This window comes from Gimesia alba (assembly GCF_007744675.1).
Lineage (GTDB): Bacteria > Planctomycetota > Planctomycetia > Planctomycetales > Planctomycetaceae > Gimesia > Gimesia alba.
This window is the reverse complement of the sequence record NZ_CP036269.1, coordinates 5,359,183-5,381,737: the sequence shown is the minus strand read 5'-3', so window position 1 is coordinate 5,381,737 and position 22,555 is coordinate 5,359,183. Positions and strand designations below refer to the sequence as shown.

The 22,555-nt window shown below is 50.2% G+C and carries 14 protein-coding genes; 2 read left to right on the top strand and 12 right to left on the bottom strand.

What is annotated here, in order from left to right; genetic code table 11:
* Window positions 1-64: 64 nt before the first annotated feature.
* From Pan241w_RS19960 to Pan241w_RS19920, 9 genes are all read right to left on the bottom strand, one after another.
* The gene (locus Pan241w_RS19960) at window positions 65-3,430 is read right to left on the bottom strand and encodes a transglutaminase family protein (protein WP_145219247.1); all 3,366 of its coding nucleotides are present in this window, start codon (window positions 3,428-3,430) and stop codon (window positions 65-67) included.
* Window positions 3,431-3,484: 54 nt separating this feature from the next.
* The gene (locus Pan241w_RS19955; protein ID WP_145219245.1) at window positions 3,485-4,489 is read right to left on the bottom strand and encodes an alpha-E domain-containing protein; all 1,005 of its coding nucleotides are present in this window, start codon (window positions 4,487-4,489) and stop codon (window positions 3,485-3,487) included.
* Complete coding sequence (locus Pan241w_RS19950; RefSeq protein ID WP_145219243.1) at window positions 4,482-5,972, bottom strand: circularly permuted type 2 ATP-grasp protein; 1,491 nt, start codon at window positions 5,970-5,972, stop codon at window positions 4,482-4,484. The genes Pan241w_RS19955 and Pan241w_RS19950 overlap by 8 nt, the downstream gene beginning before the upstream one ends.
* A 424-nt stretch (window positions 5,973-6,396) precedes the next feature.
* Window positions 6,397-6,849, bottom strand: coding sequence for a carboxypeptidase-like regulatory domain-containing protein (locus tag Pan241w_RS19945; RefSeq protein WP_145219241.1), 453 nt, complete (start codon window positions 6,847-6,849; stop codon window positions 6,397-6,399).
* 91 nt (window positions 6,850-6,940) lie between these two features.
* On the bottom strand, window positions 6,941-7,942 hold the full coding sequence (locus Pan241w_RS19940; protein ID WP_315940497.1) for a DUF1559 domain-containing protein: 1,002 nt from the start codon (window positions 7,940-7,942) through the stop codon (window positions 6,941-6,943).
* A gap of 398 nt (window positions 7,943-8,340) precedes the next feature.
* Complete coding sequence (locus tag Pan241w_RS19935) at window positions 8,341-9,663, bottom strand: cyclic 2,3-diphosphoglycerate synthase (RefSeq protein ID WP_145219237.1); 1,323 nt, start codon at window positions 9,661-9,663, stop codon at window positions 8,341-8,343.
* 17 nt (window positions 9,664-9,680) lie between these two features.
* On the bottom strand, window positions 9,681-10,619 hold the full coding sequence (locus Pan241w_RS19930; RefSeq protein WP_145219235.1) for a carbamate kinase: 939 nt from the start codon (window positions 10,617-10,619) through the stop codon (window positions 9,681-9,683).
* 16 nt (window positions 10,620-10,635) lie between these two features.
* Window positions 10,636-13,113 carry a Lon protease family protein gene (locus Pan241w_RS19925; RefSeq protein WP_145219233.1) on the bottom strand — a complete coding sequence of 826 codons (2,478 nt, stop codon included), beginning with the start codon at window positions 13,111-13,113 and terminating at the stop codon, window positions 10,636-10,638.
* A gap of 34 nt (window positions 13,114-13,147) precedes the next feature.
* A complete protein-coding gene (locus Pan241w_RS19920; RefSeq protein ID WP_198000041.1) occupies window positions 13,148-13,558 on the bottom strand; it encodes an Hsp20/alpha crystallin family protein in 411 nt (136 codons plus the stop codon).
* 344 nt (window positions 13,559-13,902) lie between these two features.
* Here Pan241w_RS19920 and Pan241w_RS19915 point away from each other — a divergent pair, with 344 nt between their 5' ends.
* Together Pan241w_RS19915 and Pan241w_RS19910 are read left to right on the top strand one after the other, a co-directional pair.
* Window positions 13,903-15,720, top strand: a complete 1,818-nt coding sequence (locus Pan241w_RS19915; protein ID WP_145219229.1) for an arylsulfatase — start codon at window positions 13,903-13,905, stop codon at window positions 15,718-15,720.
* Window positions 15,721-15,873: 153 nt separating this feature from the next.
* On the top strand, window positions 15,874-16,575 hold the full coding sequence (locus Pan241w_RS19910) for a 3-keto-disaccharide hydrolase (protein WP_145219227.1): 702 nt from the start codon (window positions 15,874-15,876) through the stop codon (window positions 16,573-16,575).
* A 210-nt stretch (window positions 16,576-16,785) separates the two neighbouring features.
* Here the strand turns inward: Pan241w_RS19910 and Pan241w_RS19905 are convergent, their stop codons facing one another.
* From Pan241w_RS19905 to Pan241w_RS19895, 3 genes are all read right to left on the bottom strand, one after another.
* Window positions 16,786-18,411 carry an SPFH domain-containing protein gene (locus tag Pan241w_RS19905; RefSeq protein ID WP_145219225.1) on the bottom strand — a complete coding sequence of 542 codons (1,626 nt, stop codon included), beginning with the start codon at window positions 18,409-18,411 and terminating at the stop codon, window positions 16,786-16,788.
* Between the two features lie 54 nt (window positions 18,412-18,465).
* Window positions 18,466-20,094, bottom strand: a complete 1,629-nt coding sequence (locus Pan241w_RS19900) for an SPFH domain-containing protein (RefSeq protein ID WP_145219223.1) — start codon at window positions 20,092-20,094, stop codon at window positions 18,466-18,468.
* A gap of 684 nt (window positions 20,095-20,778) precedes the next feature.
* Window positions 20,779-22,554: an adenosylcobalamin-dependent ribonucleoside-diphosphate reductase gene (locus Pan241w_RS19895; protein WP_198000040.1), complete on the bottom strand. Its 1,776-nt coding sequence runs from the start codon at window positions 22,552-22,554 to the stop codon at window positions 20,779-20,781.
* Window position 22,555: the final 1 nt, after the last annotated feature.

Sequence of the window (22,555 nt, the reverse complement as noted above, 5' to 3'; positions counted from 1 at the left end):
AGCAACTGGTAGAAAATAAGGCAACCCGGAGGCAGTTGTTGCTGCAAACCGGATTGCCGTTATTTTATACAATGCCTCGGTTCCGGCGAAGGTCAAGTGTCATCGGAAATAGAGGGTTTTTCTCATCTGCAGGGATTGCTTTCGTGCCTCCCGTGTGTCCCATCTTGAAAAAGCGGGCTGCGCGGCGACCTTCTGCTTCATAAGCGTTCACAGGGAACGTTCCGGGATTGAGTCCTCCCGGATGGCCGACATGGTAAGTACAGCCTCCTACCGAACGGTTCACCCAGGTGTCCAGTATGTCAAACACCAGCGGCTCGTCGACCGGAATGGTGGGATGCAGGCAACTGGGCGGCTGCCAGGCACGATAACGTACCCCGGCGACAAATTCTCCTTCCGTGCCCGTTGAATGCAGCGGAATTTTTCGACCGTTGCATAACAGGATATGACGTCCGTTCGACATCCCTCGCACTTTCACTTGTAAGCGTTGAACCGAAGAATCAACAAACCGTGCCGTTGCACCCCCCGCGGGTTCTTCACCTAGTACGTACCAAGGCTCGATGGCAGTTCTCAGTTCCACATGAATTCCCCGATTTTGAATTTCACCAATGAAAGGAAATCGAAATTCATAGTGTGGTTCAAACCAGTTTGCTTCCAGCGGGAATCCTTCCTCAAACAATTCTTCAATGACGTCTTCAAAATCCTGGTGGATAAAATGTGGCAATAACCAGCGATCATGAATTGACGTATTCCAATCGACCAGATCCGGTGTATATGGTTTTTTCCAGAAGCGGGCGACTAGTGCGCGGAGCAGCAGTTGCTGCGTCAAACTCATCTGCCAATGAGGCGGCATCTCGAATCCACGAAATTCCACCAGCCCCAATCGGCCCGTAGCACTGTCGGGAGAGTACAGCTTATCAATACAGAATTCTGCGCGGTGCGTATTGCCTGTCAGGTCGACCAGCAGATGCCGGAACACACGATCCACCAGCCAGGGGGGGCAATCGCCTTTTTCGGGAATCTGCTCAAATGCAATCTGCAATTCGTATGTCGCATCGCGTCGGCCTTCGTCGACTCGCGGGGCCTGGCTGGTCGGTCCAATAAACCGTCCTGAAAAATAATACGAGAGTGAAGGGTGATTATGCCAGTAGGCAAGCAGACTTCGCAGCAGGTCCGGGCGGCGTAAAAATGGACTGTCATGAGGTGTGTGGGAACCCAATACAATGTGATTCCCGCCACCGGTGCCAGTGTGCGTGCCGTCCAGATCGAATTGTTCGGTACCCAGTCGCGTATGGCGTGCGTCTTCGTAGACCCCGGCTGTGATTTCGACCAGTTCCTGCCAGTTGTGGGCCGGTTGCACGTTGACTTCAATCACTCCCGGGTCAGGGGTAACTTTAATGTGTTGTAATCGATAGTCAGTCGGCGGAAGGTAGCCTTCCAGAATGACGGGAATATCCAGTTCTTCCGCGGTCAGTTCGATCTCTGTGACCAGTTCCAGGTAACTTTCGAGTCGGTCTACGGGAGGCATGAAAACATGCAGGTTGCCTTCTCGCGGTTCAAAGCACATCGCAGTGCGAATGATTCCAGATTCTTCTGAGGGAGGTTCTGTATCTGTTTGTTCTTCTTCAAGCGGTTTCTCGAGTACAGCACCCGAGCCAGCTCGCTGCAGAACCTGATGCTGAACACGACCGTTTGACTTGTGTGCGGGACGCTGAAATGCGGCGTGCTGACGCAATCGTTCGTAATCCGGCAGCGCTTCTGTTTCTTCAAAGGGGACGACCGGCACGGGAGAATACTCACCCGAAGTAGGAGCAGGTAGAGAATCCAGAGGCAGTCGAAGTCCCATGGGAGAGTCGCCTGGAATCAGAAACAGATTCTCGGATCGAACCGGCCAGTGACCGCTTCGCCAACGCGGTTTGGCATTCCACCACTGGTGCATTAAAGGGAGCAGGCAACCTACGGGGGAATCCAGACCCTGCTCAAAAACACGCGCCAGGCGAATTCGTTCTTCTTCATCTTCAAGATCAGAATTTAAAACGTCGACATTCACGGCCAGCCGACGCTCTTTCCATAAGTAATACATCGCATCTTCATAAGCGAGTGTCGCATGTTCGGAATTGAGCCCCAGTCGTTTTGAGAATCGTTCTGCAAAAAGTTGGGCGTGTTTGATACTGATACCATTATCCTGATCCGGATCGGCGAGCAGCCGCACATTTTTCCAGATCGGTTGCCCGTCTGTTCTCCACATGCATGTCATAGCCCAGCGAGGCAAAGATTCACCGGGATACCATTTTCCCTGTCCATAGTGGATCAGGCCGTCCGGGGCAAACCGCTGTCGCAGCAGTTCAATCAGATTTCCTGACAGACGTCGTTTTGTCGGACCAACGGCGGCGGTTTTCCATTCATCTCCTTCCATATCATCAATGGAAACGAACGTCGGTTCTCCCCCCATAGTTAATCGTACGTCATTGTTTTCTAGCTGCTCATCGACCTCGTGACCAACTGATTCGATCCGCTGCCACTCTTCTTCTGTGTAGGGTTTCGTGATCCGGGCGTCTTCATGAACGCGGGTCACAGACATTTCATGCCGAAATTCGACTTCGCATTTTCCTACGTTCCCGCTGATGGGGGCCGCATTGGAGGGCTCTGGGGTACATGCTAGTGGAATATGTCCTTCACCAGCCAGTAAACCGGATGTCGGATCAAGCCCGATCCAGCCGGCGCCAGGCAGAAAGACTTCAGTCCAGGCGTGCAAATCGGTAAAGTCTTCCGCGGCACCTGAGGGGCCATCGAGTGACTCGACGTCGGGCTTGAGCTGAATCAGATATCCGGAGACGAACCGGGAAGCGAGTCCCAGATGTCGCAGGAGTTGTACCAGCAGCCAGGCGCTGTCGCGGCACGAACCGCTGGACAGTTTTAATGTTTCTTCCGGTGACTGGACCCCGTGTTCCATCCGAATGACATAGCGAATCATTTCCTGCAAACGTTGATTCAGACCAACCAGAAAATCGATTGTTTTGATCTCGGAGCGATCGATGGAATTGATCAGGGCAGTAAATTCCGGTCCCGGTTCGATCTTAGCCAGGAATGGCTGTAAATCTTTTGCCAGGCTTGCTTCGTATTGGAACGGATATTCCATCGCCTCCGGTTCGAGGAAGAAATCAAATGGATTGACCACGGTCATTTCCGCGACGAGATCGATTTCCACTTGCAGGTGGCGTGTTTTTTCGGGGAAAATCAGCCGGGCAAGATGGTTGCTGTGCGGGTCCTGCAGCCAGTTGACAAAATGCTCTTCCGGAGTGACACGAAGCGAATAGCTGCAGATCGGAGTGCGACAGTGTGGCGCAGGACGCAGGCGGACGACTTGTGGCGCCAGTTCCACGCTACGATCATACTGATAAATTGATTTGTGATTTAATGCAATGCGGATCATGTTGTATCATCATTCAGTTTGAAAAATTAAAATACGTTCTTATGTATGTCGGATTCAGTAATTCGACTGCGTCTGGCTGACTGTCTCAGAAGTCTGGACCTGAGTTTGTGATGACTGTTTCGATGTGAAAAAGTCATCCTGAATCGCTTCACCAACGAGATTCAACTGTTTCTGAAAGCCGTCGATATATTGGTGCAACCCTTGTTGAATGATATTCTCGATACTGGTGTAATCCATATTCGCACATAACAGGCCGATGCGTTGTTCGGTCAGGTTAAGAAACGTGCCTGCGGTGCTGCCTGTAATACTTCTTAACGACTGTTGTGCTTTGGCTAGGCAGAAGTGCATTGAACGGGGAAACCGGCTGTCAAGAATCAGAAAATCAGCGACGTGGTCTGGAAGAATCTTACCGTATTGGCGTCGATACATGGCCAGGGCACTGGCAGATTGCAGTAAAGCCGACCAGCGAACGACATCGAGTGCAGAACCGACATCGTGCGCGTCGGGAAGTAAAATGTAGTATTGCACATCGACGATTCGCGATGTTTTATCGGCCCGTTCGATCATTCGTCCAACGCGTGAAAAATGCCACGCTTCACCGTGAGACATGGTGGCGTCAGTTGCACCAACCAGCATATGACTAGCCAGTCGCACACGTTCACAAAATTCTTGCGGCTGGTCCAGTGTTGCTTCAAGACTGGCCGCCGAGCGGACCATGAAAAAGAACTGGTTTAACTGTTCCCAGACGACCGAAGGAATAATCTCGCGGATGGTGCGGGCATTTTCGCGGGCAAATGAGGCACAGGAGAGAATGGAATTGGGATTTTCCTTATCAAATAAAAGGAACTTTAAAACATTCTCGCGGCTGAAATCTTTGTATTGTTCTTCATATATGGCTTGATCACCGGTTGTGAAGATCAAGGGGGCCCACTGGTTGCCGAGTGTGTCGGTTTCTCCCAGGGTCAGATTGTAGTTGACGTCGATAAAGCGTGCGACGTTCTCCGCGCGCTCGACATAGCGACTCAACCAGTAAACAGAATTCGCGACTCGACTAAGCATTCTTGTCCTCCCAGGCTGCTCGTGAAATGTGCGGCTCAGGGATTGAGTTACCGTTTCGCAGGATCCACGTATCTTTGCTACCACCACCTTGCGACGAGTTGACGACCATTGACCCCTCTTTCAAAGCCACTCGCGTCAGTCCGCCCGGCATCACATAAATGTCTTTTCCACAGAGGACGAACGGACGCAAATCCACGTGCCGTGGCTTGAGTTCGTCTTCGACCAGTGTCGGGACAGTCGAGAGGTTCAACATCGGTTGGGCAATCCACTCGCGAGGATTGGCCCGAATCGCGTCGGCACATTTGTCTCGTTCTGCTTGTGAGGACTGAGGGCCCATCAAAATTCCATACCCGCCCGATTCGTTCGTGGGTTTCACAACAAGTTTGTCGAGATTTCCAAGCACATGATTCCGTTGCTTTTCATCAGAACACAGATGTGTGGGAACGTTGGGCAGAATAATTTCTTCACCGAGATAATATTTTATGATGTCCGGTACATAGGCGTAAACGGCTTTATCGTCGGCGACTCCGGTACCGGGGGCATTTGCTAAAGTCACGCGTCCTGCCCGACAGACATCCATCAAATGGTCGACACCCAGAGCAGAATCAGGGCGAAAACATTTGGGGTCAATAAAGTCATCATCGATCCGACGATAGATAACATCGACGCGACTTAAGCCTCGCGTCGTTTTCATATGGACGTAGCCGTTTTCAACAACCAGGTCAGTACCCTGGACCAGCTCGACCCCCATTTGCTGAGCTAGAAACGTATGCTCAAAATAGGCCGAATTGTAGATACCTGGTGTGAGTACGACGGCTGTCGGATCGGTCACCCCTTCCGGTGCGCAGTCCAGTAATGTTTTCAGAAGTTGTTCGGGATAATCTTCGATCGGTGCGACAGACATGCCTTGAAAGACGTGTGAGAATGTCCGCTTCATTAACTCGCGATTTTCAAGCACGTACGATACGCCGGAAGGACAACGCAGGTTGTCTTCCAGAACGTAAATCTGTCCATCACGATCACGGATCAGGTCAACGCCGGTGATATGGCACCAGACTCCCTGCGGGGGGCGATATCCTTTGCATTGAGGACGCAATGTTTTGGAAGACTGGACCAATTCTTCTGGGATTTTGCCGTCTTTTATTATTTTGCAGTCATTGTAGAGATCATCAACAAACAGGTTCAGAGCGTGAATTCGCTGGCGCAGTCCGCTTTCGACCATTTTCCATTCATGTGCGTCAATGATCCGCGGGAGAAGGTCGAAAGGCCAGACTTTTTCGGTACCCGCTTCATGTCCGTAAACATTGAAAGTAATCCCCATGTTCTGCAGACTGAGGTCGGCTGTTTTTTGCCGTTGCTGCAAACTACCTTCTGAGAGCGTTTGCAGCCGCTCTACAAACTTTTCCCCACTGGGTCGCGGCTGACCATCGGGGGCAAACATTTCATCAAAACTTTCGCCAGACTGGTAGGGAGCTAGCCTCATTAACTGGATTCCTCAACGAGCGTTTTTGGACGGAATTGCTGTAATTTCACTATATGAAATAGATTTAAAGCAGATTGCGTGCCGTTGCTGGTGCTTATTCGCTGTTTACAAGAATCAGTGACGAAATATCTTGATTTAGCGGATTTTTCAAGATCCTTTCGCGCAATGTGTCAGCAGCTCTCCAAGAAGCATGCCTGTTATTTAGGCAAATGTAGTCTGAGTAGAGCTCTGTTAGTTTTGTTGTCTACGCAGCATAATCTGTAGACAAAATGGGAACTTGTTGTTTGCCAGGCAATTTCACACGTAAGTCCATAGGGTAGCAGTTCTTGATTCACCGTGCATAGATCAAAAGGCATAATTCGTGAATCGGAGGGGAATGCCAGCATTTCATAAATATAAAAACAAAAAAAATCAACGAAGTTCCTTAATCTGCAATCGATTTCAGATCAAAGGTAAAGTCATTCGTCCCTGAGCCCACTTCGACCTTATAGGGGCTGGTGGCAATTTTTTGTGCCTGCTTGGGGATGGGGAGAGCTACTTTCGGTTTGGGAGCTGTTTCGATACCGGGGATTACCGGTTCCTCAGCAGGGGGATTGATGGTGACGGTGTATGATCCCAGTGCCACCATTGTCATCGTTGTTTTTCCCTCGGCATCGAGAGTGCCACCTCCACCTTCCCCCGTTTGTTCATTCACAAGATCGACCTGTGCATCTACGACAGGGGCGCTGCCGTTTGTAATCCGGATCGTAACATCACCTCTTGGTTTCTCTGAACCTGGCGAATGATCACAACTGTTGAGACCTACAAGGAATAGAATTAAGAGTCCTGTCAGACTGAGTTGTCGAAATGCGGAAGGGGAAAACGGGATATATTTCATGATTTTTCCAGCAGCGTTGTTTGGTGGGAAGGAAGTTGTCTGGCTCCCCTGATCGAGAATCAGGGGAGTTAGAAAAGAAGTTTAAGAGAGATTAATATTCTCCTATCACTTTTCCATCATCGCGAACACACAATTGTCTGAGCGTATCCATGTCGATGTTTTCAGAAAGAAATCGAACGGAGCCATCAGCTAATACGGCATGTACGCCTCCGACATGATGCGAGTTAATAATCGTATTGGCAGAATAACGACTGTTTCCTGGCCCAGGGGCGGTAGATTTCCAATATGCATTCGGTGGGTAGCGAACCGTGGTGGTACCAGCGGCATACCAGAAACCACCTGCACTGAGTGGCATGGGAGTCCGTGCATTCCAGGCTGAAAGACTGGAATTAGCCCAGCCATGCCATGCACCCAGCGCATTTGCACTTTTCTGAGTACCACTCACTTGACCCGATTGTTCTGCCAGGATGATGGTATTGGTGGTTCCGTCTGTGCAATCGCGAAATCGCTTGCTTTCAAAAGGAACCAGCATTCCCGTATTACAGTTACTGGAACTGCTTGCCAGAATATCTCCCGTACATACATTCGTTCGACCTGCAGGGTCCGGCGTTGCCCCCGAGATACCAACATAGTCAATAATCATACTTTGCAGACTGGCGTCCGCATTACTGGCAGAGTAATTGAAATCGGTCGTGTTGGTCATGCCATACGGATTTGAAGGACATTTATAGACGGGGAGACGAACGGAATATAGAACCGTGTTTCCGGGAAACCCTGAATGCGCCCAATAGCCGTTGGCCCTGGTTAACAGATTGTAGACATTTGCCTGATCCAGATAAGGCAGGACACCAACACGCCAGTTGGGGAAAGAGCCGGTTTGTGAACCGATCGGTAAGACGGTGAAATTATCATTGTAGTTGTGCAAAGCCAGTCCGAGTTGTTTCATATTGTTTTTGCAAGTTGAGCGGCGGGCTGCTTCACGCGCCTGCTGGACTGCCGGTAGCAGTAACGCAATCAGAATCGCGATGATGGCAATCACCACGAGTAATTCAATTAAAGTAAAACCTCGTTTTAAATGGGATCGGTAGTTCATAATCAGTTTCCTGTGGAAGGAGAGGAGGGCAAGCTTGTTTGTGAGGACTTAAGATACAGCAACTTAAATGCCATAATTAAGTATTATTACAAAATAATGCTAATTAAGTGGAGGGGAAACACTTATGTGCGATCTTTTATGCTTAATTTCAAAAATGGATTCAGATCGTTCTGTGATCGATGTGTGTAACTAATTGTTAAATATATAGATACGAGAATATGCTATCGAAGTGGAAACTGGTGAGTTCGCAGGTGATTCTTCACCTGGATCCATTTTCAGGGAGCCAATCTGCTTAGAGGATAAACAAGCTTTGCCCAAAATTGATGCGTCTTGAGCATCCCTGTCCATGGAGAGAATGGTCTGGCGGATGTCTGTAATGAGTGAGATCTATCAGGGACTTACCGGCCTGCAAATTCTTGGATCATGCGTTGCAGGGAAGTCCCGGAAGACTGCTGGAATTCGTACCGGACTCGAACGATGGGAATGGACGTCTGGATGACATGAGACAGACCGGCCGGGGTGGCGTCGATAATCAGATCGGCCTGGGAGGCCTGAATCGTCTGACTTAATTCCGCTCGCTGCCTCTCGGAGTATCCGAGTGCAGGTAAGATTGATCCCATGTGTGGGTATTGTTGAAACGCCTTGGCAACGCTACCAACAGCGAACGCGCGCGGATCAATCACCTGCTTCGCCTGAAACTGAATTGCCGCACAATAGCCAGCCCCTGTTGCCATCCCGCCGTGGAGCAGGGTCGGGCCATCTTCAACCACCAGCACACTCCGATTCGCAATTTGCTCAGGTTGTTCAACGACTATTTCCAGATTCGATTCCATCACTGCCGCGTTCGGATTCAAACGCTTGATATTTGCCTTGATTTGTGAAATGTGGTCTGCTTCTGCAGCAGCGACTTTATTAATTACAATCACGTCCGCCATTCTCAGATTTGATTCGCCAGGGTAATAATGCACTTCGTGTCCGGGGCGTAAGGCGTCGGCAACAGTGATCAGCAAATCCGGTTTGATAAATGAGAAATCATTGTTGCCTCCATCCCACAAGATGATGTCCGCTTCCTGTTCGGCGGTTCGCAGAATCAGTTCGTAATCGACGCCTGCAAAAATGGGAAGTCCCATTTCCAGGTAGGGCTCGTATTCCTCGCGTTCCTCAATCGTACAATGATTCGCGTCTAGATCGTCTTCGGTAGCGAAACGCTGGCAGCGCTGTTGTTCCAGATCTCCATAAGGCATTGGATGTCGAATGATGCCCGGCGTTCGTCCCCATTCAACCAGTTGGCTGGCAATCCAGCGTGTCAGCGGACTTTTCCCGGCACCTGTTCTGACGGCCGTGACCGCGATGACAGGCTTGATTGATTTCAGTTGAAACTGATTCGGTCCCAGTAGCACGAAGCTTGCTCCACACGACTGCACGAGCGAGGCGGTATGCATCACCGTGTCGTAGGCGAGGTCACTGTAGGCCAGGAAAACGAAGTCGATTTCAAACCGGTTGATGAGTTCCGGCAACTGTTCTTCTGGAAAAATGGGAATATCAGAATCGTAGTCCGGCCCTGCCAGTGATTGTGGAAAAACACGCGCATCAATAAATGGAATTTGAGTGGCTGTAAAAGCACAAACATGGAATTCAGGATGCTTGCGAAAGAAGGTCTGAAAATCATGAAAGTCACGGCCAGCCGCTCCAGCGATGAGACATTTGAATTTCGAGGGCATAAACTCAATCTTTCTTTTCAGTCGTGTTCTATGATCGTTCCTGATCGCCCCTGTAACGCCTGCTCAAGAGTGTCGATGTTACAGATAATGGTGCGGCAGTTAGGGCGGCGGGAAAACTGGATTCCTGCTTCGATCTTCGGCTGCATACTCCCTTCGCCAAAATGTCCCTCATCAAGCATGCGTTGTGCTTCAGAGATTCCGATTCTGCCGATTGGACTTTGTTCGGGTGTGTTGAATTCGCGATACGCACAAGGAACATTGGTTAGAATCAAAAGCAGTTGTGCCTCGATCAACGTGCCCAGCAGCGCAGAAGTCAGGTCCTTGTCGACGACTGCTTCTACTCCCCGCAGTCGATTTCCATCGCGAATGACCGGAATTCCGCCTCCGCCTGCAGCGACTACAAGCACACCATCGCGAAGTAATGACGCAATCACATCAACGTCAATAATCTCTCGCGGATGGGGGGAAGGAACGATTCGCCGGAAACCACGTTCTCCCTCGTCTCGTAACGGAAAACCGCGTTGACGGATTTCATCCGCCTGGGCGGCGGTGTAGAAGGGACCAATTGCTTTTGTCGGGTGCTCGAAGGCGGGGTCATTATGATCTACTACAACCTGTGTCAGAATTGACGCAATCGGGCGATGCCGTTCCCCTTCATCCAGAACGTTATGGAGCGTTTGCGTAATCACGTACCCCAGTTCTCCTTCAGATTCCGCAACGCAGACTTCCAGGGGAACCGCATAGGCTTTCCCCAGTGCTTCCTCGACTCGAATCAGCATATGCCCCACCTGCGGACCATTGCCATGAGAAATGATTAATTCGCGATCACCCATCAGTAACGGGGAAAGAGACTGAAATACCTGCCTGGCAAATTCAAACTGCCGGGCCATTGTGAGCGGGGCTCCCGGTTTCGCAAACGCATTGCCTCCCAGCGCCAGGATGGTTCGTTCTGTCATCGAATTGGCTTCCCGTTTATTGCCCTGGCATTGGTGGTCTGGGATCAGGGGGAGGAGGCAGGAGAGTACCAGGCGTCCACAGCAGACGGCCAGTATCAGTCAGCATCTGCTTTTCCAGTAGAGTGGCAATTTCGGTCAACCGTTCCAGCACGCGACCATGAAAACTGCGTTTGTCAGAAATGTCACCGGGTTTCATGCCAGTGAATAACTCGATGGCCTGATCCACGTCTGAAATGGCCCAGACGTGAAACTGCTTTTTTTGAATCGCTTTGACAACTTCGGCTCGCAATACAAGATTCTGCGCGTTCGATTCCGGGATGCAGACTCCCTGAGTTCCCGTCAGTCCGTATTCATTACACACATCAAAGAAACCTTCAATCTTTTCATTCACGCCTCCAATTGCCTGCACTTCACCCCATTGATTGATCGACCCCGTGACGGCAATATCCTGACGCAGGGGGACATCGGCCAGCGCACTAAGCAGACAGAGTAGTTCTGCGACCGAAGCACTATCTCCATCGACGCCGCCGTAGCTTTGCTCCATCGCAATACTGGCGGACAGGGTAAGAGGTTGCTCGCCAGCATAATAATTGCGTAACAGTCCCTCCAGAATCAGCATGCCTTTATCAAAGGTATTGCCGCTCATTCGGCTTTCACGCTCAATGTTAATGATGCCGGCCGTTCCGACGCCCACACTGGCTGTCAAACGGGAAGGGCGTCCAAATGCATAGTCTCCCAAGTCAGCCACAGCCAACCCATTGATCTGACTGACTTCAGAGCCTTCCACCTGGATCAATAGCGTGCCGTCTGCAATCAGTCCTCGAATTTTTTCGGCGATCAAATCAGAGCGATAGACTCGCTCCTGCACCGCCTGGCGAATGTATTTGGCTTTGACGACTTTGAGCTTTTTCTTGCTGGCCCAGAAACTGGCTTCGCGTGCTACATCTGCGATGTGACTGAAGACCGAAGTCACTTTTTTCTGATCACTCGCCAGCCGCGCACCAACACAAACCAGCTCGGCGATCGCCGCTGCATCGAAGGGAAGTAACTCTTCTTTTTCTGAAAGCTGACGGATCAGACGCCCATAAATCAAGCCCGTTTCGGTATCTCGATTCATTTCCGGATCAAAGTCGGCTTTCACGCGAAATATTTCCCGGAAGTCTTCATCGTGCAGATAAAGCAGATGGTAGATTAACGGTTCACCCAGCGCAACCAGACGCACATTCAGCGGAATCGGTTCGGGTTGCAGGGCGGTCACAGTAAACATGGCAAACGGATCCTGTACCTGAATGCCGAGCGACCGGCTTTTCAGTGTCCGTTTCAATTCTTTCCAGACAAATGGTTCAATGATCGCATCCATCAGGTTGATCACCAGGTAGCCGCCATTCGCCTTCAGGATACTGCCTGATTTAATCCGCGTGAAATTGGTAATCACGCGACCGGCACGATCCACGACCCGCTCGATCGTACCGAACAGGTTTCGGTAATTGGGCGCGTCTTCCACAATGATCGGCGGTTCTTTCAACTGGCTGTTATCCACGACCACGTTGATGTGGTATTCCAGAAAACGCTGTTCCGGGTCGGTCGCTCCCTCACCCATCATCATCGCCGCAACTTGAGGCGGCATATCAGATACATCACGGAACAGGTTCAAATGGTCAATGATATGTGACTTGAGATGGTCAAACCACAGGCTGAGTTTGGGGTTGTCGTACTTTTGTTGGAGTTCCACAACAAGTGGTTCCACGAGATGAACGGCAAATCGCTGCGCCACTTCACGAACGTCGGTCGAAAGTTGCCGCTGAATTTCCCGTTGTTCCTGCAGCACTCGACCGGCCATTTCCACCAGTTCGTCCTGGTGGCTGTCCAGAACTTTCATTTCCTCAGGCGTCAGTTGCTCAATCTCTTTCTGCGTCATGGGACGGTTATCTTTGAGCGGGATGAACAAAATTTGTCCGTCCGGGAGTTGCTGGACTGTCATGCCGTGTTGTTCTGCCAGCTTGAGGAGTTTGTCGAAGACTTCATCGCCGCGCTTGCGATAGATCTGTCGAAGTTTTTCTTTTTCTTTGCCAAAGTCTTCTTCTTTGAACGCTTTTGGCAGAGATTCCTGCAATTGTTCGATCAGCGTTTCCATATCCCCACGCAGCTGGACTCCTTGACCTGCAGGAAGACTGATTGCCAGCGGACAATCTGGTTCATCAAAATTGTTGACATAGACCCAGTCCGGAGGGGTGGAATCATCAAGGACCCGTTCACGCAATGCATGGGTCACCAGATCCATGCGGCCCGTTCCTACCAGCCCGGCAATGTAGATATGGTAATTGGGATGGCGAATTCCGGTTCCCAGATCAAGGGCCCTTAACGCACGAGGCTGACCGACGATTTCGGTCAACGGTTCTAATTCGGCTGTTGTCTTGAAACCGAACGATTCAGGATCAATATCTAAAGTGACTTCACCCTTACTCAGTTCGCGATATTCCGTGGTGTTCGTCATGAGTTTCCTCGGCTGGTCGGCAAGATCGGGGTTGTTACTTTTGTTTCAGTTTGGGGATTTTCAAGATCAGTGTTCCCGACTGAGTTTCTCGTTTCACATGGTGAGGATCAATTGCCTGATCGAGAGAAAAACGACGGTAAAAACTCCCTTTCCGACGTTCAATACAGACGCCTTGCGCTGATTTCTCGACACAACCAGATCGCCTGGTTCCGGAGATCGCCAGCGAATACTGATCTACTTCCACATGAATTTCTTCAGGGGGGACGCCGGGCACATCGGCTTCTACAAAATAACTGTCTGTGGTTTCATAAATGTCGATGTCCGGCTGCCAGACACCGCTGGGGCCAGCGAGCCCCCATTGACCATGAATCAGTTCATCAAAGGCCTGGTCGATCTGCTGTTCCAGATTTCGCAGACGAATTGGCTTCCAGGGTAAATGCGACATGGGATCACCTGTCATAAAATCAAGGATCAGAAGCATGTAAATTGGATCAACGACTCTTAATATTTTACCCGGATCAGACTGGCTCGTCTACAACACTAAATCTGTTTGATAAATGTTGTCTTCAATCTGCTTTCCTCATCAGTCGTATTCAAAGTTCTCTGTGAACGCCCGTAGGAGCTTGGTTCGCTTTTTAGAAATCACGTGATTTCGCTACAGCTTCATAATAGGATGCAGTATCATGAAAAGTTCGAAAGGGGAGACGAGTAACGTTTCCCCTCCACGATACTTATTTTTATCCGATTTCGAAGTCGGATCTTAATCATTACTCACTTAAGAGCACCCAAATGAAATTGATTATCACTCTAGGTATGCTGGCTTGCGTTCTCACCAGTGGCCTGTCGGCAGAGGAAAAAGCCTCAACACAAACGAAGCGATCCTCGTCTGAACCTGCAGGGGACAAAACGCAGCATCCCAATATCGTCGTGTTCCTGGCGGACGATCAGGGTTGGGGCGATGTGAGCCATAATGGAAATACGAATTTGTATACGCCGAATATCGATTCACTGGTTCGAGACGGTGTGCGGTTTAACCGATTTTATGTCGGCGCAGTCTGTGCTCCCACGCGTGCTGCATTTCTGACGGGACGCTACCACGCCCGCACAGGTACTACGGGAGTTTCAAAAGGCGAAGAACGTTTTAATTCGGATGAATTTACCATTGCTCAAGTCTTCAAAAAAGCGGGATACGCCACCGGTGCATTCGGGAAATGGCACAATGGAACACAGTATCCCAACCACCCGAATGCGAAAGGATTCGAGGAATATTACGGTTTCACATCCGGTCACTGGGGGCACTATTTCAGTCCGATGCTGGATCACAATGGGACCTTTGTGAAGGGCAACGGCTATATCACCGACGATCTGACAGACAAGGCGATGGCGTTTATTAAAAAACAGGTTCAAAACAACAAGCCTTTTTTCACTTATATTCCGTACTGCACACCTCACTCTCCGATGCAGGTCCCCGATCGGTTCTGGGATCGCTTTGCAGATAAGAAACTGGAAATGCATAATCGGGAGCCTGGAAAAGAACAACCCGACCATCTCCGTGCCGCCCTGGCGATGTGTGAGAACGTCGACTGGAACGTTGGACGTGTCCTGAAACAACTCAACCGGCTGGGAATCGCCGATGATACGATTGTGATTTATTTCTCAGACAACGGCCCAAATGGATTTCGCTGGAATGGGGATATGAAAGGCAAGAAAGGTTCGCTCGATGAAGGGGGAGTTCGTTCGCCGTTCGTCATCCGCTGGACAGGTCACCTGCCCGCCGGTCATGAAGTCGACAAGATCGCTGGTGCGATTGATCTGTTGCCTACGTTGACCGATCTGGCAGGAATTCCGCGCCCCGAGCCGAAACCCATTGATGGTGTCAGTCTTAAACCACTCATGATGGATGCAGTATCTGATTGGCCGGACCGCATGATTTTCTCAAGCTTGCGTCAGCGGACCAGCGTTCGCACCGATCAGTACCGCCTGTCACATAAAGGTCAGCTCTATGATATGACAAAAGATCCCGGTCAGCGAAACGACATCGCCAAGCAGCAGCCCGAGGTCACCGCAAAACTCAAACAGGCGGTCGAAGCCTGGAAAAAGTCAGTCTGGCCGGATGGCTATACGAAAGATACGCGACCGTTTTTAATCGGGTATGGCGGCGCACCAACCACACAACTGCCGGCCCGCGATGCCCTCTCACACGGCGGAATCAAACGCTCCTCACGTCACCCGAACTGTTCCTTTTTTTATCATTGGACCAATACTGAAGACAGCATCACCTGGAATGCGAAAGTAGTTGAGGGGGGAACCTACGAAGCGATGCTGTACTATACCTGCCCTCAGACTGACATCGGTTCGACCGTTGAACTGAGTTTCAACGGCAGCAAAGTTCAAGGAAAGATCACAGAGGCCCATGACCCGCCACTTCAGGGAGCAGCGCAGGATCGCGCCAAACGGTCAGAATCGTTTGTCAAAGACTTCAAGCCAATGGTACTGGGGAAGATTAAATTGTCTCAGGGAACCGGCCCGTTAACCCTGCGTGCACTGGAAATTCCAGGCGATCAGGTCATGGATTTTCGTCTGCTGATTCTCAGACGGGTTCGATAATGAAACGAATTGAATCGTGATCAGCGCGATCTCGATTCTGTTCGGAAACTGAGTCAAATGACTGGAATCATCCTGAGGGACAGGTCATAATGTTCTCTGACAAAATGTTGAAGCTAAAACTCTTTTTAAACCACTTAACATGATGGATACACCATGAAACATCACCTGACTTTTTCCGCGATCTGTATCGCATTACTGTGCAATGTAACAAGCTATGCCGGCGACAAAGGCTTCACTCCTCTGTTTGACGGCAAGACTCTCGACGGCTGGGTTCAGCAGGGGGGGAAGGCCAAATATGAAATTGTCGGTGACACGATCGTCGGTACCTCGGTTCCGAAGACCTCCAACAGCTTCCTCTGCACAAAAAAGAAGTACGGCGACTTTGAGTTGGAGGTCGATTTTAAAGTCGATCCGCTGTTGAACTCAGGCATTCAGATTCGCAGTAATGTGTTCGATGAAGACAAGGTCATTAAAATCAAAGACGCCAAAGGCAAAGAGACAAAAAAGAAAATTCCCGCTGGTCGTGTTCACGGCTATCAGGTTGAAATCGACCCTTCTAAACGCGCCTGGTCGGGTGGGATTTACGATGAAGCCCGGCGTGGCTGGTTGAACAATCTGGCTGATAACAAAGCTGCCCAGAAAGCGTTCAAGCAGAATGAATGGAATCATTACCGAATTGTCTGCAAAGGCGATTCCATCAAGACCTGGATTAACGGCGTCCCCGCCGCTGATCTGAAAGACGGTCTGACCCCGGAAGGCTTCATCGCCCTCCAGGTGCACGGTGTCGGAAATGATCCAAAGAAAATCGGCAAGCAGGTCAGTTGGCGCAACATCAAAATCAAAGAGCTGAAATAACACTCATTGGATAAAAACGTTCTGTCTGCACAGCAGGAGTCATGCTCCGCTGTGCAGACTTTTTTATGCGCTTACCACAAGCGTTTGCTAACCACAAAAGCACGAAAAATAAACCCATTCAAAAGAATTTCGTGTCTTTCGTGCTTTTCGTGGTAGAAATTAAAAAACAAGCCACCTTGTATGGCCGTTGCTAGTGCTAACCAACGGTTACTACTTTGAACTGGTTCTGTGCACGGTACTTGAATCCGGTTTCAGAGGAATCGTTGCCCGCACGCCGAATCCACCATTGACTCCGTTCATGTCGGTCCACAGCGTTCCTTCGCCCGCGTACAGAAAATTGAGATCCACGTCTTCAGGCAGGTTTGTGGCAAAGAACCAGTCATTGTAGGCTTTGGCTGATCCAAACGCTTCCACGGCCAGTTTAAACCGGTCCGCTTTGGCTTCTTCCACCATTTTCTTGCCTTCGTTTGTCGCTTCACCCAGAATTGTGGCCGCCTGCGCTTTCAACTCTTCGGTCTCTTTGTCAATCGCTGCGACCTTTTTTTCTGTTTCGGCGTTGATCTTCGCGGCCTCGCGTGCCCCGCCGGCTTTGGCTTCTTCTACTTGCTTTTCGGTATCCGCGTCCACGGTATCTGTCGCCAGACCAACTTTATTTTCCGCTTCACGCAGTTTGGCTTCTTCTTGCGCTGTGGTCTGTTCTTCTTCCCGAGTGAGTTTCATTTCATCCGCAATGAAAGCCATCTGGATCGGTTCACGTACCTGTTTGGGAATATACACGTGGCGAACCAGGCCGTACAACAGCGTGATCTCTTTGTCGTCCAGCACACCATGAAACTGTTCCAGGCAGGTTTTCTGATAGACCTCTCGATCACTACCCACCAGTAGCTGGACCGCCTTGTATTCCGATCCATTATTCCGGCAGATAGATTCAATCTGCGGTAACACAACCTTTTTCTCAACCTGATCCACATTCCCGAATGTACGAACTGCGTGGGGAGCCTGGCTGGGCATTAAACCCCAGATCCCGGTGAAGTCAATGTGCATGGGAAAACCGTCTGCACTCGGAAATGCGATTCCGCTGTGCGTATCAGCAATCAGAGGTTCTCCGTTTTCATCGACAAGAGTATTCCCCTCGGCATCACGTTTGACTTCTACTCGAATGGTACTGTGACGGAAGCCGATTTCCACGATATCGATTTGTTGCTCACGTCCGTTGATCGGATAGTTTCCAGGAGGAAGCACCTCTTCCTGAACGCCTTTTTTAACACCAGTGGCTTTATTGTCTGACAGTTGAGTGACGACGCCCACATACCCGGTCGGGATCTCAACCCAGCCTGCCACTTTATTGGATTGGCCGGATGTGAAATCGATTTGTTTCTTCACTTCGACAGTGTATCCGTACGGATTAATTCGGTAACGTCCGGGATGCAGGACCTTGCGGAGCACCCCTTTGTATTCCGTATTTCCAATGTCACCATCAACGAGGAAGTTCGCCCCTTCGAGGTTCTTTCCCAGTTTACATGTGACTTCGCCGATTTCTCCGGGTTTGATTACAACGTCATCGACAATTTTACGTTCCCACCAGATGGGACAGTAGAAATGCCGCCCGGGGCCGCGTAATTCTGCCTGTACGCCCATCTGTCCTTCTTTGGCCCACATGCCGGGCTCTGCTTTGATTCGACTGCCAAATAGAAGCGGCCCTTTGTAACGCAACTGCAGGCTTTGGCCTTCTTCGACATAGATCCGGTCTATTGTCCAGTGAAAGGCAAGACCCGCCATGAGCAGTAACAGCAGTAAAATCGTAATCGGGATCGTTAATATTTTGATTTTATTCATCAGTCTTCTCCTGAAGAGAATTGGTTGATTAGTTTGTTTTTCTATTGGGCAGATTTACTTGTTTGTTGTTTTCGAGGGAACAGGTTGAGGTGTTCCCTGTTTTTCATCCACGAAATTATCAAACACCCTCATCAGTGGAGAGTCTGCCGTATTGGTCATGATTTTCTTGAAACCCGGTGCGAGCTTCTGATAAAGAACGTAGCGACCAAAACTGGATCCATCGCCACCGAAGGCTTCTACCGTCCGTTTCCATCCGGCGGCATCAGCGATATTCTCAAATCCGATTACGGCTGCTTCTGCACGTGACTTTGCCAGAATCGCCAGGGCTTTATCTTTGGCGGCTTCGAGCTCTTCTTGTGCCACTTCTTTGTCTCGCTCCGCTTCTTCAAGAGCAACACCCTGTTCCTGTTTCGCCAGTGTGATTTTCTTAATGATCTCACGTTCCGCATTAATCAGTTCTTTCTTCTGTTCGATTAATGCGGTTTCCGTTGCCAGTACCGCTTCCTGTTCTTTCTGCAACGTTTCCTGTTTGTATTGCCCTTTCTTTTGGACGGCAAGTTCCCGATCACGTAACGGTTCTGCAATCGCTTCGGGTGGTTTAATCGTGGTAATCAGTGCTTGTACAATCTCAATGCCTTGTTCTTTGCAGGTTTCGGTGATTTTGGTTTGAAACTCTTTCTGGAAGGCTGCTCGGGTTTCGCCACCAATAAATTCGCGGGCACTGGTATTGGAACCGCGTAAACGACAGAATGCCCGCGCGTTTGGCATGATGACCTTGTTGATGATTTCATCCGCGATTTCCGTAGAAGTGAGTTCATCGTTAGAAACATCATTGTAGGTTACATAGGTTTGAGCCGCCGTTTCCGGTATCACACGAAACTCGATCACGCCGTCGAGGGTAATCGGAAAGCCATCCTTACTGGGAAACATCATTACGCCTCCCTGTGACAGGTCAAACCGCAGCGAACGCGTATCGATGGCATTGATCCGAATGGTATAGGGATTGAGATAATACGTTCCCTCGTCCAGGGTCGCTTTCTGCGGTCCACGATGATCGGCTTCTACCAGAAGTTGATTCGGGTCCTCCGGCATGGGGCCCGCCAGATTAGTGACGATACCTTTATATCCGGCCGGAATCACTTTGGGTTCCCAGAGTTCGATGATCTCGATGTAGTCACTTTTCACTCGAGGTGGACCAATCGGTTTCTTGGTGATCCGGTCGATCACAAGTGCGTTGATTGCATAACGACCCGGTTTGAGGACTTCCTCGATGATCCCTTTGTGTTTTTCGCTGGTTGACATGAAATCTCCCGGGGGCAGATCTTCGCCGTACAGGCGAATGCGAACTCCCATCGAGTCAGCCGGGATTTCAACCATCGGATAAATTTCCCAGTTCCAGTGGTAACAGTTATAAAAGTAGCGTCCTTCCGGCAGCACTTCTCGCTGCAGGCCTTTGTGGACTGCTTCCTTCAGAGTGGCGTCCGGCGAGATTTCTTGATCGTTCGTAAGATCGATCCCAGTTTTTCTGGTTAAGACGGCAAAGTGTTTGGCGGGCACATCAATGCGAAACTGCGTGTAAATGATGTATCCACCAATCACGAGAAATAATCCGCTCAGAAAGAGCCCGATAATTCCAAACTTGAGCCAAAGCATTCTGGCTTTCATCTTATACTCGTCTCTCATGTCTGTTCCTCCTGTTGGGTTGCCGCCGGATTCCACAGAAAGCTCTGAGCCGGCCCGTGCTGTGTTCTTTTCTCTTCATCATGAAGCTGTGAATATTTTCTAACTTTGGTCTGTGAGGGTAATAAAGTTTCCCCCGTTTGTAAGTGCAATCATCATAGATCGTATCTGTCAAAATCATATTCAGTGTTGGCTATGTGTTGTAAGGCGTTATTTAGTAATGCCTTAATGCTATTAATTGAAACCCGTTAATAATACGAGTCTGTCTTATGATCGAAAACGGTAAAGGAGAGAGTAGAGATCAAAAATAATCGACAGTGAGGGCCTGTTCTCGCGAAAATTGATAAACACAAAAACCCTAAAAATACGGCGAAAATCCAACATCCTTCTCCTGTATTTCGTAATAAGTATGAGAGGGAAGGAAATCAGGGATGAGAAAAAGGGGCGCGAGATTCGGACCCGCCATCCGGCTCGCGGTATGAGTGTCGAAGAGAGGAGGATAGATGGTACGGGTAATCAGCAGTATTGGGAGGCAGCTTCGTAATCGAAGGTGAACTTCGAGATAAGAGGGCCAAGGCCGTTGGGCTGCGGCATCCTGCAAACGGGGAATTGCGATTCACACGCTTACGAAGCTGAGTGGCCGGTGTCGGAAACGACAGCGGTTTTTTAATGCGCAGAAGAGCGGCATTATAGTTTACAGTCATGCGGATCACAGCGGGCAAAGTGTTCGTGCTGTGTGATCGTCTCTCCTGTTCCCAGGTAGAGTACCTGTTGCCCCTTGCTGCCATAGCGGTAGACTGTCACGCCTTTGAGGCCCATCTCCCATGCGCGCCGATAGATCTCAGCGATTGTTTCAACGCTTGCCGATTCCGGCAGGTTAACCGTTTTCGAAACCGCGTTGTCCACATGTTTCTGAAACGCAGCCTGAATTCGCAAATGATCTTCGGGAGCAATTTCCAGAGCCGTGCGGAATAATGCCTTAACTTCTGCAGGCACTCCCGTCAATTTCGACAGCGAACCGAGACACTGTAAATCATCTTTTAGTTTCTGACTCTGCAAGCCATATTGTTCTGCGTAGCGCAAAAACAGCGGGTTGACTTCCACCAGCGTTTGCTCTCCTAGAACATGCTCCCGGCGGTAGGCCAGGGCAAACAACGGTTCAATTCCCGCAGACGTGCCGGCGATAATTCCAATCGTCCCCGTGGGAGCAATCGAGGTCCGCGTTGCATTTCTTAGTCGAATTCCTTTGGCAGCATAGATGCTTTTTTCCCAGTTGGGAAACACCCCTCGTTCTTCTGCCAGTTGCTGTGAAGCGGCCAGCGCTTCAGCCGCGATGTACTGCATTAATTCTTCAGCAAGTCTCACTGACTGGTCAGAACCATAGGGGATTTCCAGGAGAATCAGCAGTTCGGCAAATCCCATCACACCCAGGCCAACTTTGCGGTTTCCACGAACCATTTCAGCGATACGGGAATCAGGCCAGCGGCAGACTTCGATGACATTATCCAGAAACCGTAATGAGAGTCGCGTCGTATCTGACAGTTTTTTCCAGTCGATGAAATACCCCGTCGCATCCTTCCGCACCATGCGACTGACATTGATCGAGCCCAGGTTGCAGGCTTCGTAAGGGAGCAGGGGAACTTCACCACACGGGTTAGTGGCTTCGATCGCACCGAGTTGGGGTGTCGGATTTTCGCGGTTGATGGCATCCATAAAAATCATGCCGGGATCACCAGTTTTCCAGGCAGCCTCGGCGATACTCTGCAGTAGTTCCCCCGCCGGGATTGTCTCCGTCGCTTGTCCGCTGCCCGGATGAACGAACGCGAAAGGCTCGTTCTTTTGTGTGGCCTGCATGAAAGCATCCGTGATGCCGACCGAGAGATTAAAGTTCTGAAAGCTGACTCCATCGAGCTTGGCTCCAATGAAATCGCGGACATCGGGATGATCAATTCGTAGCACCCCCATATTCGCACCGCGACGCTTTCCTCCCTGACGGATGTTTTCGGTCGCACAGTCGAAAATTCGCATAAATGAGATCGGTCCCGAGGCCTGGCCGCCGGTCTTTTTTACCAGATCACCTCGTGGGCGCAGACGCGAAAACGAAAATCCGGTTCCCCCGCCAGCCTGTTGAATCAATGCCATCAGTTTCAGAGATTCAAAAATCTCTGGCATGCTGTCTTCGACCGGCAGCACGAAGCAGGCACTTAACTGCCCCAGCGGTGTCCCCGCATTCATCAGCGTTGGTGAGTTCGGCAGGAATTCCCGCTTTGAGAGCAGGTCAAAGAATTCTTCTGCGTATCGCTCTGCTGTCTTGGCGTCAGCAAAACTCTGTTCCGCGAGCGCCACGGCATCCGCCACTCGATGAAACATTTCCTCGGGAGTTTCGATAAGAGCCCCCTCTGAATCACGCAGCAGATACCGCGCTTCCAGGACTCGAATCGCATTTTCAGAAAATCTTTCCACG

Excerpts from the sequence above, each read along its gene's own strand:
- Pan241w_RS19960 (WP_145219247.1), bottom strand. The coding sequence starts at position 3,430 with ATGATCCGCATTGCATTAAATCACAAATCAATTTATCAGTATGATCGT.
- Pan241w_RS19955 (WP_145219245.1), bottom strand. The coding sequence starts at position 4,489 with ATGCTTAGTCGAGTCGCGAATTCTGTTTACTGGTTGAGTCGCTATGTC.
- Pan241w_RS19950 (WP_145219243.1), bottom strand. The coding sequence starts at position 5,972 with ATGAGGCTAGCTCCCTACCAGTCTGGCGAAAGTTTTGATGAAATGTTT.
- Pan241w_RS19945 (WP_145219241.1), bottom strand. The coding sequence starts at position 6,849 with ATGAAATATATCCCGTTTTCCCCTTCCGCATTTCGACAACTCAGTCTG.
- Pan241w_RS19940 (WP_315940497.1), bottom strand. The coding sequence starts at position 7,942 with ATGAACTACCGATCCCATTTAAAACGAGGTTTTACTTTAATTGAATTA.
- Pan241w_RS19935 (WP_145219237.1), bottom strand. The coding sequence starts at position 9,663 with ATGCCCTCGAAATTCAAATGTCTCATCGCTGGAGCGGCTGGCCGTGAC.
- Pan241w_RS19930 (WP_145219235.1), bottom strand. The coding sequence starts at position 10,619 with ATGACAGAACGAACCATCCTGGCGCTGGGAGGCAATGCGTTTGCGAAA.
- Pan241w_RS19925 (WP_145219233.1), bottom strand. The coding sequence starts at position 13,113 with ATGACGAACACCACGGAATATCGCGAACTGAGTAAGGGTGAAGTCACT.
- Pan241w_RS19920 (WP_198000041.1), bottom strand. The coding sequence starts at position 13,558 with ATGTCGCATTTACCCTGGAAGCCAATTCGTCTGCGAAATCTGGAACAG.
- Pan241w_RS19915 (WP_145219229.1), top strand. The coding sequence starts at position 13,903 with ATGAAATTGATTATCACTCTAGGTATGCTGGCTTGCGTTCTCACCAGT.
- Pan241w_RS19910 (WP_145219227.1), top strand. The coding sequence starts at position 15,874 with ATGAAACATCACCTGACTTTTTCCGCGATCTGTATCGCATTACTGTGC.
- Pan241w_RS19905 (WP_145219225.1), bottom strand. The coding sequence starts at position 18,411 with ATGAATAAAATCAAAATATTAACGATCCCGATTACGATTTTACTGCTG.
- Pan241w_RS19900 (WP_145219223.1), bottom strand. The coding sequence starts at position 20,094 with ATGAGAGACGAGTATAAGATGAAAGCCAGAATGCTTTGGCTCAAGTTT.